8 protein-coding genes and 1 pseudogene are annotated in these 12,057 nt (G+C 63.8%); 3 read left to right on the top strand and 6 right to left on the bottom strand.

The window, feature by feature from the left end; all coding sequences use genetic code 11:
- Positions 1-671: 671 nt before the first annotated feature.
- Positions 672-1,354 (top strand): annotated as a pseudogene (locus QZY03_RS19835) (tyrosine-type recombinase/integrase).
- Positions 1,355-1,738: 384 nt separating this feature from the next.
- Here the strand turns inward: QZY03_RS19835 and acnB are convergent.
- Positions 1,739-4,336, bottom strand: a complete 2,598-nt coding sequence (gene acnB, locus QZY03_RS19830) for a bifunctional aconitate hydratase 2/2-methylisocitrate dehydratase (protein ID WP_295583890.1) — start codon at positions 4,334-4,336, stop codon at positions 1,739-1,741.
- Between the two features lie 394 nt (positions 4,337-4,730).
- Here acnB and QZY03_RS19825 point away from each other — a divergent pair, with 394 nt between their 5' ends.
- Positions 4,731-5,351, top strand: coding sequence for a DUF2076 domain-containing protein (locus QZY03_RS19825; protein WP_295583889.1), 621 nt, complete (start codon positions 4,731-4,733; stop codon positions 5,349-5,351).
- Positions 5,352-5,648: 297 nt separating this feature from the next.
- Here the strand turns inward: QZY03_RS19825 and QZY03_RS19820 are convergent, their stop codons facing one another.
- From QZY03_RS19820 to miaB, 4 genes are read right to left on the bottom strand one after another with little or no spacing between them, the layout of a single operon-like run.
- Positions 5,649-6,524 carry an HlyC/CorC family transporter gene (locus QZY03_RS19820; protein WP_295583888.1) on the bottom strand — a complete coding sequence of 292 codons (876 nt, stop codon included), beginning with the start codon at positions 6,522-6,524 and terminating at the stop codon, positions 5,649-5,651.
- A complete protein-coding gene (gene ybeY, locus QZY03_RS19815) occupies positions 6,521-7,033 on the bottom strand; it encodes an rRNA maturation RNase YbeY (protein ID WP_295583887.1) in 513 nt (170 codons plus the stop codon). The genes QZY03_RS19820 and ybeY overlap by 4 nt, the downstream gene beginning before the upstream one ends.
- Positions 7,030-8,112, bottom strand: a complete 1,083-nt coding sequence (locus tag QZY03_RS19810) for a PhoH family protein (RefSeq protein WP_295583886.1) — start codon at positions 8,110-8,112, stop codon at positions 7,030-7,032. The genes ybeY and QZY03_RS19810 overlap by 4 nt, the downstream gene beginning before the upstream one ends.
- A gap of 42 nt (positions 8,113-8,154) precedes the next feature.
- Complete coding sequence (gene miaB, locus QZY03_RS19805) at positions 8,155-9,513, bottom strand: tRNA (N6-isopentenyl adenosine(37)-C2)-methylthiotransferase MiaB (protein WP_295583885.1); 1,359 nt, start codon at positions 9,511-9,513, stop codon at positions 8,155-8,157.
- 277 nt (positions 9,514-9,790) lie between these two features.
- Here miaB and QZY03_RS19800 point away from each other — a divergent pair, with 277 nt between their 5' ends.
- Entirely contained in the window at positions 9,791-10,999 is a 1,209-nt protein-coding gene (locus QZY03_RS19800; protein WP_295583884.1) for a hypothetical protein, read from the top strand.
- On the opposite strand, the gene QZY03_RS19795 is transcribed toward QZY03_RS19800, so the two are convergent.
- The gene (locus QZY03_RS19795; RefSeq protein WP_295583883.1) at positions 10,971-11,540 is read right to left on the bottom strand and encodes a gamma carbonic anhydrase family protein; all 570 of its coding nucleotides are present in this window, start codon (positions 11,538-11,540) and stop codon (positions 10,971-10,973) included. The genes QZY03_RS19800 and QZY03_RS19795 overlap by 29 nt on opposite strands.
- Between the last annotated feature and the right edge of the window lie 517 nt (positions 11,541-12,057).

Genomic DNA, 12,057 nt, shown 5'->3' with positions numbered 1-12,057 from the left:
CTGACAAGAGAATAGGAGAAAAAGCAATCTTGTGAAGTGCCTTTCTCGGCAAATGCTCAGGGTGTTTAGAGGCACCGGCAGGGGTGCCGCGCTCGGACTCGCACGGTTTACGCGTTATGAGGCGATCTTGCCTCATAACGCCCGAACCGGTCCGCATAGACCGACCGGGGCTGGTGCAGTAAAGTTAACAAAAAGATATAGAAAACAGTATTCTGTAACATCCTTCCCGAAGGTTTGTCAGGGTTTTTAGGAGGAGGGGGCCGCGCTCGGTCGGCGTCGTTCAGCCGCGCATTGATCATCACAAATTCGGCAGTTCGTACCACAAAGGTACAAAGATCACAAAGAAAGACAATGGGTTATTGTCATGATTCGCCTCACCTGGCTGGTGATCCACCATTTCAACGCAACACATAGAAATTCTTTGTGTCCTTTGTGTCTTTGTGGTGCAACTGCTCTTTCTAGGATCATCGTTCCGCCCAGCGCCCAGAGCCTTGGACTCCAACCGGCCAGCATGACCAAACGCGGCGCTTCGCAGCGGCCGAAAGCTGCTTCTACGGCTGGGACGACAATGGCAGCTGTCAGGCGCGTTCCCGTCGGGCGGAACGGGCTTGCCTTTTCCGCGTTGACTGTCTATTTTTACAGTTATGGAAAATCGCTTGGACAGACCCGCCATGACCCTCTCTCCGCCTGCTGCCGAGCCGCCGCCCCGTCGCCTGCTGGACCAGGTGCGCGACAAACTGCGCAAACTGCACTACAGCCCGCGCACCGAGGAGGCCTACATCGGTTGGGTCAAGCGCTTTATCTGGTTTCACAATAAGCGCCACCCGCGGGTAAGGACCGGTTTGTACCCTTGCCGACGGCATTGATGCCTGGTTTGCGGGAGCAGATCCAGGCTTCCGAGCGGTTGTTGGCGAGCGATCTGGCGGCGGGATTTGGCGAGGTGTCGATGCCGGAGTCGTTGGTGAGGAAGTATCCGCGGGCGCCGTTTGAACTCAAGTGGTGGTATGTCTTCCCGTCAGTCGACCGGTCGGTCGATCCGATCACCGGCCGGATCAAACGGCACCCTATCGATCACACCGGCTTGCAGAAAGCGATGCGGTGCGCCGTGTTGCGCACGGGGATCGCCAAGCGGGCGACGCCGCACACGCTGCGCCATTGTTTCGCGACTCATTTGCTGGAGTCGGGGTATGACATCCGCACGGTGCAGGAGCTGATGGGCCATCAGGATGTCACCACGACGCAGATTTACACCCACGTGTTGCAGCGCGGCGGCTCGGCGGTGCAGAGCCCGGTGGATGCGTTGCTGGGGGCGGAGTGCGACACGCGGCAGCTTAGCGGTTGTCAGTCCGCGTAGCGGACGCTACGGGTTATGGACGCGATGCGGTGTGGCGGAAACCTTTAACGCCGCGGCTGCGCGTCCGGCCCCGTCGCGGCGGGACGCCGCTCCCACAGGGTCGCTGTGCGGCTATCAAGGTCAACTGAGTTTTTGGGAAATGATCTGGCGATTTGAAGGGGCGACTAAAGTCGCCCCTACACCTCCCCTACTCGGATTTTGCGGGCATGCGCAGTCGGGATCTTTATCAAGCAAGTCGCCGAAAGCCTCAATCGCCAGGGCGCGACGCCTGGGGACTGGCCGGAACGAGGAGCGAGGCCGCCGAATAAGAACTCCGCGCAATAAGAACGGCCCGCCGGGAAAGTCCCGGCGGGCCTTTTCTTGAAGACCAATCGGCAATGCCGATCAGGCCGCGACGCCCTTGGCCGTCTCCGCGTATTCCTCGATCTGGTCGAAGTTCAGATACCGATAAACGCTTGCCTTGTCCGCATCGATGATGCCCATCTCGGCCTGGTATTCGGCGACCGTGGGAATCCGGCCCAGTTTGCTGGCAATGGCCGCCAGTTCGGCTGAGGCCAGGTAGACGTTGCTGTTCTTGCCCAGACGATTGGGGAAGTTGCGGGTGCTGGTGGAAACCACGGTGGCACCTTCCCGCACCTGGGCCTGATTGCCCATGCACAGGCTGCAGCCGGGCATTTCGGTACGGGCGCCGGCGACGCCGAAGGTGAAGTAGTGGCCTTCTTTGACCAGCTCGTTCTGGTCCATCTTGGTCGGCGGTGCCACCCACAGCTTGGTGGGGATGTCACGCTGACCGCCGAGCAGTTTGGCCGCGGCGCGGAAGTGACCGATGTTGGTCATGCAGGAGCCGATGAAGACCTCGTCGATTTTGGTGCCGGCCACCGCGGACAGCGGCCTGGCATCGTCGGGGTCGTTCGGGCAGCAGAGGATCGGTTCCTTCAACTCATTGAGATCGATCTCGATGACCGCGGCGTATTCGGCGTCCTTGTCGGCTTCCAGCAATTGCGGGTTGGCCAGCCAGGCTTCCACCGCTTTGATGCGGCGGTCCAGCGTGCGCTCGTCCTCATAGCCGTCGGCGATCATGTTCTTCATCAGCACGATATTGCTGGTGAGGTATTCCTTGATCGGCTCGGGGTTGAGCTTGATGGTACACCCGGCGGCCGAGCGCTCGGCGCTGGCGTCGGACAGTTCAAACGCCTGTTCCACCTTCAGATCGGGCAGGCCCTCGATCTCCAGGATGCGCCCGGAAAACGCATTGACCTTGCCGGCCTTGGCCACCGTCAGCAGACCGGCCTTGATGGCATACATCGGGATGGCATGCACCAGGTCGCGCAGGGTGACACCCGGCTGCATCTTGCCCTTGAAGCGGACCAGGACGGACTCGGGCATGTCGAGCGGCATGACGCCGGTGGCGGCACCGAAGGCGACCAGACCGGAACCGGCCGGGAAGCTGATGCCGATCGGGAAGCGGGTGTGGCTGTCGCCGCCGGTGCCCACGGTGTCGGGCAGCAGCAGACGGTTCAGCCAACTGTGAATGACGCCGTCGCCGGGGCGCAGCGCCACGCCGCCGCGGTCGCTCATGAAGGCCGGCAGGTCGCGATGGGTCTTCACATCGACCGGTTTCGGATAGGCGGCGGTGTGGCAGAAGGACTGCATCACCAGATCGGCGCTGAAGCCCAGGCAGGCCAGGTCCTTCAACTCGTCGCGCGTCATGGGGCCGGTGGTGTCCTGGCTGCCGACGGTGGTCATCCGCGGCTCACAATAGGTGCCGGGGCGCATGCCGGTGCCCTCGGGCAGGCCGCAGGCGCGGCCGACCATCTTCTGTGCCAGGGTGAAGCCCTTGCCGGTGTCCGCCGGGACCGCGGGCAGGCGGAAGCTGGTGGACGCGGGCAGACCCAGGAAGTCGCGCGCCCTGGCGGTCAGGCTGCGGCCGATGATCAGATTGATACGGCCGCCGGCCCGTACCTCGTCGAAGATCACCTCGCTCTTGAGCGCGAACTCGGCCAGCACGGCTTGGCCGCCGTGCGGAACGATCTTGCCGTCATAGGGCAGGATGTCGACGACATCGCCCATTTCCAGCTTAGACACGTCGAGTTCGATCGGCAGCGAGCCCGAGTCTTCCTGGGTATTGAAGAAGATGGGCGCGATCTTGCCGCCCAGGGTCACGCCGCCGAAGCGCTTGTTCGGGACGAATGGGATATCCTGGCCGGTGGCCCAGACCACGCTGTTGGTCGCGCTCTTGCGGCTGGAGCCGGTGCCCACCACGTCGCCGACATAGGCGACCAGATGGCCCTTCTTTTTCAGATCCTCGATGAACTGCATGGGTCCGCGCTTGCCGTCTTCTTCGGGCTTGAAGGCCGCGTCCGGACGGGTGTTCTTCAGCATCGCGAGATAATGCAGCGGAATGTCCGGACGGCTCCAGGCGTCGGGCGCGGGGGACAGGTCGTCGGTATTGGTCTCGCCAGGCACCTTGAAGACGGTGACGGTGATGGATTTGGGCACCTCGGGGCGACTGGTGAACCACTCGGCGTCGGCCCAACTCTGCATGACTGCCTTGGCCTGCGCGTTGCCGGCCTTGGCCTTCTCGGCGACGTCGTTGAAGAAGTCGAACATCAGCAGGGTCTTTTTCAGGCCGGCGGCGGCCACGGCGGCCACCTCGGGGTCGTCCAGCAACTCGATCAGCGGGAGCACGTTGTAGCCGCCCACCATGGTGCCGAGCAGTTCGGTGGCCTTGGCCTTGCCGATCAGTCCGACGGTGAGGTCACCGTGCGCCACCGCGGCCAGGAAGCTGGCCTTGACCTGGGCCGCATTATCCACCCCCGGGGGCACCCGGTGGGTCAGTAGATCCAGCAGGAACGCGTCCTCACCGGCCGGCGGCTGCTTGATCAGTTCGATCAGCTCGGCGGTCTGCTGCGCGGACAGGGGCAGCGGCGGAATGCCGAGCGCGGCGCGTTCGGCCGCGTGCTGGCGATAGGCTTCTAACATCTCGATGGCTCCTAACGGACTGGTGGTCACTCTGGTGTAACGGGAGGCGCTTACCCTACCGTCGCCGCCAATGGGATCCGGCGGCAAATTTTTTGGGTCAATTGGCTATTTTATGCCTTATGTAGGCCCTGCCAAGCGATTTGCACGGGTCAGCGACCGGCAGGAGGCCGCGATGTCCATGTGGTTCCTGTGCTTGCGTGGCCGGAATCCGCGAGGCGCCGTAGCAGCGCCCTCCTGGCGCTTGGAAGCGGCTGGAAGCCGCTGCTACGGCCGGCGCGACAATCGAGGCCCGATCCCGAACCAGACGCGCCCACATAACCGCCCTGGTCTGCGGGAACTTCCGCACCCACATTGCATCCAATCGCGGACCTTCCAACCAACCACAGGTGAACTCATGCAACAGAACGAACAAGATCTGATCAGCGGGCTTTTTACCAAGCTCAAGCAGGCGGAGCAGCAAGCCGGCCCGCGTGATCCCGGCGCCGAAAAACTGATCAACGACGCCCTGAGCAGCCAGCCGGCCGCGCCCTATTACATGTCACAGGTCATTTTGGTCCAGGAGCAGGCCGTCGCGGCACTCAGCGAGCGGGTGCAGAAGCTGGAGCAGGAACTGGCCGAGCGCCCCGCCGGCGGTGGCGGCGGCTTCCTGGGCGGACTCTTTGGCGGCGGGTCGGGACAGTCTGCCACCACCATCAGGCCGGACCGCACCCCGGTCATGCCTCCGGGCAGCCAGTACGGCAACCAGTTCGGCAACCAGGCCGCGCCCGGCCGCGGCTGGGGCAGCGGACCGGCCCAGCCCGCTGCCGGCGGGGGCTTTATGGCGGCCGCGATGACGACCGCGGTCGGTGTGGCCGGCGGTATGTTGCTCGCCAACGCGGTGGGCAGCATGTTCGGCGGACCAGCCGAGGCGGCAGAAAAGCCGGCTGAAGAGCCCCCGGCAGAGGAGCCGGCAGCCGAGCAGGACGATTTCATGGCGGACGACGGCGGCGACTTCGACAGCTTTGGCGAGTTCTGACGTCTGAGCCTGGCCGATGCGTCCGTTGCTGACGGGCGCATCAGCACGTCTCGTGCAGTCAGCCGGGATCTTGTGGGAGCGGCCTCCGGCCGCGATGGCAGCCCGCAAACTGCCGCAGCATCGCGCGTGACCTCAGCCTCGCATCGCGGCCGGAGGCCGCTCCCACGGGAATAGTCAGCGTCCTGGGTGGTTGGTACGCCTTACCATGCCCGTTCGCTTTGGCGGTCTCCTCCCACGGCGACGACTTCGGTTGGGCCAGGGTCCTCGGAGTGCCTTACCCACCGCCAAACCGGGCACTCAATGCCCGTTCTCAGCCCCCTCCTCCGGCTGGAAATCCAACCGCTCGACGCTGAGCAAATGCACCCGGCGACTGTCGGCGCGCATGACCCTGAAGCGGAACGGACCCACTTCGACCGACTCACCCCGCTTGGGCAGATGGCCCAGGGCGTTGAGCACCAGGCCGCCGATGGTGTCGAACTCGTTGTCCGGCAGCGTGCTGCCGAAGTAGCCGTTGAAGTCTTCGATGGGGGTGCGCGCTTTGGCGCTGTATTCATTCTGACCGCGCCGGAAGATCTCGGCGCCCTCGTCGTAGTCGTGCTCGTCCTCGATCTCGCCGACGATCTGCTCCAGCACGTCCTCAATGGTGACCAGACCGGCCGCACTGCCATATTCATCGACCACGATGGCCATATGGTTGCGGCTGGCCCGGAACTCCTTGAGCAGGACGTTCAGCCGCTTGCTCTCGGGAACGAAGACGGTGGGGCGCAGCAGGTCACGAATGTTGAATGGGCGACGGTCGCTTTCGACGCAGAAGGTGAGCAGATCCTTAGCGAGCATGACGCCCACGACCTCGCCCTTGTCATCCCCGGTGACCGGGAAGCGAGAATGCGCGGACTTGACCGCGATCTCCAGAATGCGATCCAGACTATCGTCGCGGCGGACGAACACCATCTCCGCCCGTGGGATCATGATGTCACGCACTCGCAGCTCCGAGACCTGGAGAACGCCCTCGATCATGCTCAGGGCTTCCGTGTCGAGCAAGGCGCGCTGCTTGGCGTCTTTGAGCAGTTCGATCAACTGCTCGCGGTTTTGCGGCTCACTCCCGAATAAGGCGGTCAGTCGGTCGAACCAGTTGCGGGGGTGTGTGTCCTCGGTAGATCGATCGCTCGTCATGGGCTGTCAGGGGTCTCCTCGTAGGGTGGCGGAAATCCTAGCTTGACCAGGATGGCGGTTTCCAGTCCTTCCATCACGACCGCATCGGACTCCGTAACATGATCGTAATCAAGTAAATGCAGCACACCGTGGACGACCAGATGGGCCCAGTGCGCGGACGCCGCTTTCCCCTGCTCCAGGGCCTCGCGCTGCACCACGTCGGCGCAGATCACCAGATCGCCCAACAGATCGTCCATTTCGTCCACGCCGCACAGGCCCGGTGGCGCAGCGAAGGGGAAGGAGAGCACATTGGTCGGCTGGTCGCGGCCCCGAAAGCGCAGGTTGAGCGCCTGCGCCTCCTGCGCGGCGACGATGCGGATCGTTAGTGCCGCGCACTCCCGGCGCCCCTCCAGGGCCGCCGCCGTCCACCGGGCAAAGTCCGGCTCGCCCGGCAGCTCGGCGGACTCCACGGCCACCTGAAGATCCAAATCGAGGTCGACTGTCAATGTCTGATCGTCCGCTGCATTCATGATTGCGCCGACGCCTCACCACTGACCGATTGCTCCGCAACCGCCGGGGCTTGCGCGCCTGCCGCAGGCTGCGGGGTTTGCGTCCCGGATTTGCGCGGGCGACTCAGCGGTTCCGGCCGGTCGAAGGCCTCATACGCATGGACGATGCGCTGTACCAGCGCATGACGCACCACGTCGCGGGCGTTGAAAAAAGTGAAGCTGATGCCGTCCACGTCCTTTAGCACCTCCACCGCCTGACGCAGCCCGGAAGGCTGGCCGCGCGGCAAATCGACCTGAGTCACGTCGCCCGTGATCACCGCGGTCGAGCCGAAACCGATACGGGTCAGGAACATCTTCATCTGTTCGGGCGTGGTGTTCTGCGCCTCGTCCAGAATGATGAAAGCATCGTTTAAGGTACGCCCGCGCATGTAGGCCAACGGCGCGACCTCGATCACGTTGCGCTCCAGCAGCTTGTTGACCTTCTCGAAGCCCAGCATCTCAAACAGCGCGTCATAGAGCGGACGCAGATAGGGGTCGATCTTCTGCGCCAGGTCACCGGGGAGAAACCCTAACCGCTCTCCGGCCTCCACCGCCGGGCGCACCAGCAGCAGGCGCCTGACGCGATCGGTCTCCAGCGCCTCCACCGCGCAGGCAACCGCCAGGTAGGTCTTGCCGGTGCCCGCGGGGCCGACCCCGAAGTTGATATCGTGGCGTTGGATGGCGTGCAGGTATTCCTGCTGATTCGGCCCGCGCGCCTTGACCAGACCGCGTTTGGTCTTGATGAGCAGCTCGGGCAAACGATCGGCCACGGCGACGATCAGATCGTCCGCACCGAGTTCTCGCAGTGACAGATGAATGGACTCGGGACTCAGGACCTCGGCCGCCGTATCGGCATAGAGGTCACGCAGCAGTTGATCGCCCAGCCGCACCGCCGCCCCGTCGCCGATCAGGCGAAAGGAAACCCCGCGGTTGCTGATCTCGATGCCGAGCCGGCGCTCGATCTGCCGCAAGTGTTGCTCGAAGGGGCCGCAGAGATTGGCGAGCCGCGCGTTGTCCGCGGGGCTCAGTTCCAGGTCGAGTGATTGGGGTTGGGTAGACAAGCGGTTCAGCACCCGGCAAGAACATGCAGCATGACATTCATCCTAATAAATAGCGCGTGGAGACGCGGTGGAACCCGGCGCTTTGATCACCCCGCGCAGTGAGTTCGGCAGCGCCGCCGTAATGGTCAGATCGACGAACTGACCGATCAGGGAGGGGTCCCCGGCGAAGTTGACCACCCGATTATTCTCGGTACGACCCGCCAATTCAGCCCCGTCCTTGCGCGACGGCCGCTCGACCAGGATACGCTGCACCGTGCCGACCAACTGCCGGCTGTAGCGCTGGGCATTGGTCTCGATGCGCTGCTGCAGGCGCGCCAGGCGTTCTTTCTTGACATCCGGCGGGCAGTCGTCCGGGTAGTCGGCCGCCGGCGTGCCGGGCCGACGACTGTAGACGAAACTGTAGCTCTGGTCGAAACCGACGGCATCGATCAGGTCCAGGGTGGCGGCGAAGTCGGCCTCGGTTTCACCGGGGAAGCCGATGATGAAGTCTGACGAAATCAGGATATCCGGGCGGACGCGTTGCAGCGCTTTGATCTTGGAACGGTACTCCAGCACGGTGTGACCGCGTTTCATCGCCGCCAGGATGCGGTCGGAACCCGACTGAACCGGCAGATGCACGAAGCTCACCAGTTCCGGAACCTCGGCGTAGACCGCAATCAGGCTGTCGGAGAACTCCACCGGATGACTGGTGGTGAAACGGATCCGGTCGATCCCGTCGACCGCCGCCACATAGCGGATCAGCAGCGCCAAATCCGCGACGGCCCCATCATCCATGCGCCCGCGATAGGCGTTAACATTCTGGCCCAGCAGGTTGACTTCGCGCACGCCCTGCTCGGCCAGGCCGGCAACCTCCGCGATCACGTCGTCGAATGGTCGGCTGACTTCTTCGCCGCGGGTGTAGGGAACCACACAGTAGGTACAGTATTTGGAACAGCCCTCCATCACCGAGACGAAGGCGCTTGGACCGTCCGCGCGCGGGGCCGGCAGACAGTCGAACTTCTCGATCTCGGGGAAGGAGACATCCACCTGCGGCTGTCGGCCGGCCTCCAGGTCACGCAACATCTGCGGCAGGCGGTGCAGCGTCTGGGGGCCGAACACCAAATCCACATAGGGCGCCCGCTCGCGAATCGCCTCGCCCTCCTGACTCGCCACGCAGCCGCCGACACCGATCACCAGATCCGGACGCTGGATCTTCCACGGACGCCACCGGCCGAGTTGAGAGAAGACCTTTTCCTGGGCCTTCTCGCGGATGGAGCAGGTGTTGAGCAGCAACACGTCGGCATCCTCGGGCCGCGGGGTGAGTACCATTCCATGGGACTCGCGCAGTACGTCCGCCATGCGCGCGGAGTCGTACTCGTTCATCTGGCAGCCGAAGGTTTGAATGTAGAGTTTCTTGGACATAAGTCTTAGGGTAACGAAAGGGGGGCGGATGGTCCAGATTCAAGGCATTGATGATCGGCTGCGGTGAGCCCTTGGCGATCGCCGACGACCCCACGATCCCGTGGGAACGACCTCCGGCCGCGATTTCCCCTGCGCACCCCGACACCGCATCGCGGCGGGACGCCGCTCCCACGGGATCCGGGGCAACCGCCGCTCAGCAACCAACCCGCGACACCGCGGCCCGCAATTCCAGCATCCTCAGGACTCTTCTAGTCAGAGAACGGCTTTTTCCAGCTTTATGTGCAGACGCATCCTACCCTGTTATGCGGCACTCGCCTGCCTCCTGCTCGTCGGCACGGTCTGGTCCGCAACACCCGGCCAAACGCACTTCGGTGCGCATCAGGAAGGCCCTCAATGGCGGTTCGACTACGGCTGGATCGACCAGTCAGGCAGCCACACGCTGCGCTTTCGGCTGGACGCCGACGCCATCACCGCCGCCCGTCGCGGCTTTCGCGCCTATCGCCGGGCGGATCTGGAGGCGGCCGCCGACGCCGAACGCGACCGCCAGGCGAGCCGTGCGGTCGCCGACCTGGAGCGGGCGCATCCGGGGGTTGAACTCGAGCTGCGGCCAAACGGGTCAATTCAGTGGCGGACCAAACCGCCACCGGACTTCGCCGACCGCCAGCAAGATCTGTTCAGAACACACCTGGACCAGGCCATCGCGACGATCCAGACCGACTACCCCCAGGCGCGCATCAGCCGCGGCGAAGCCGGTGCGCTGGACCTCAGTGCACGGTCAAAAAAAGACCTGGCGGCGATCCAGCAGCGCCTTGCGGACGCCCAGCGCGCGGCCAACCAGGCGGTGGCCGATTACGCCGATCAGGTTCAGACGCAGATCGAGCGCCGCTCGGAGCGGCTCGGCCAGGATCTGCGCAGCGAATTTGCCGCGGTTCAGGAGCGCATGGAAACCTTCAAGCTCGCCTATTTCCGCGAACGGCTCTATCGGCTCGATGCGTCCGGCGCACTCTTTCCAGACTATGCGCGCATCGGCGAACACGCGCTGCACGCGCTCGCCCCCGTGGCGCAGGCCATGGGCGCCCAGGTGCAGCGCCTGTCCACCCGCGCCGCGCTGAACACCGCCCTCACCTTCATCCAGACCATTCCCTATGACCGGCTGCTGGATCGCGCGAACGACGCCGGCTTCCTGCCGCCGGTCGTGATGCTGGCCGACAATCGGGGCGACTGTGATACCAAGTCGGTCGCCTTCGCCGCCCTGACCCACCTGCTCTACCCCAAAATCCCCAGTGCACTGGTGCTGGTGCCGAAACACGCCTTCCTCGCCCTGGGGCTCGACCCGGCCCCCGGCGATCGACTGATCCGTCACCGTGGACGCGACTGGGTCCTGGCCGAACCCGTCGGGCCGGGCACGCCGCCGGTGGGCGAGATCGGCGATGAGTCCAGTGCGGCCCTGGATCAGATCACAGCGGTGATTCCCCTGTTTCCCTGACGATTGTCGGCTCCGCCCGATGCCGCTGCGCCAGCCGGACATAATTCGCGGCTGAATACTCTAAATACTCCAGTTCGCGATCCGTCAGGACGCGCACCCGTTTGGCGGGAGCCCCGACCCACAGATAACCGCCGGTCAGCACCTGGCCCGGCGTGACCAGTGACCCGGCACCGAGCATTGTCCGAGGTTCGATGACCGCCCGGTCCAGCACCCGTGAGCCGATGCCGATCAGACAGTGGTCACCGATCTCGCAACCGTGCAGCACGACCTGATGTCCAACCGTGACCTGCTCATGGACGATCAGCGGGGCGCCGCCGGGCATGAACCGGCTGTCGTGGGAGACATGCAGAATACTGCCGTCCTGGATGTTGGTGGCGGCCCCGATGCTGATCCGGTGGATATCACCGCGCACGACGCACAGCGGCCAGATGGACGCACCGGCGCCCAGGGTGACATCGCCGATGACGACGGCGGTGACATCCACCCAGGCGGTGGGGTCGATGACTGGGACCTTTCCCTCAAAGGGGCGAATGAGATCCATGGAAGGCTCCGTTGGTGAGGTCGATGGGGCCGAACTTGGGCCAGCGACCGCGCAACTGTAACAAAACAGCCGCGCCAGAGATTGGCGTAAGCGCCGCTATCAGGCGCTGGCTGCTGCTGGAGTGCAAATTGACAGTCCACCGATCGGGTCGGGGTGACGGGATTGCGCCCGTCACCCCTCCCACACCACCGGACATGCGGTTTTCCGCATCCGGCGGTTGAGCCCAGCGGGCTTAGAGGACATCCGGCACAGCAGATGCCTTTGTCCTATAATGTAAGTAGTTGAAAGTTCTTGAGGACTGTCCGTCAAACCACGGAGGAAGCAATGATAATGCGTGAAATTTCGGATGATTTCTGGAACAAGGTTGAACCCTTGTTGGCTCTCTGGGATCTCAGTAGGTCGCATAGTTTTTTAAAAACAGCAGGATAGGGCTGTTACACAAACAGAAAATGGCTCAATGGCAACGTCTGAAAGTAGCGTAAGCCTCTGATGTGAAGATTCGGCAGAGCAGTAATAG

Source organism: uncultured Lamprocystis sp. (assembly GCF_903933125.1).
GTDB lineage: Bacteria > Pseudomonadota > Gammaproteobacteria > Chromatiales > Chromatiaceae > Thiodictyon.
This window is presented reverse-complemented; position numbering and strand designations above follow the sequence as displayed.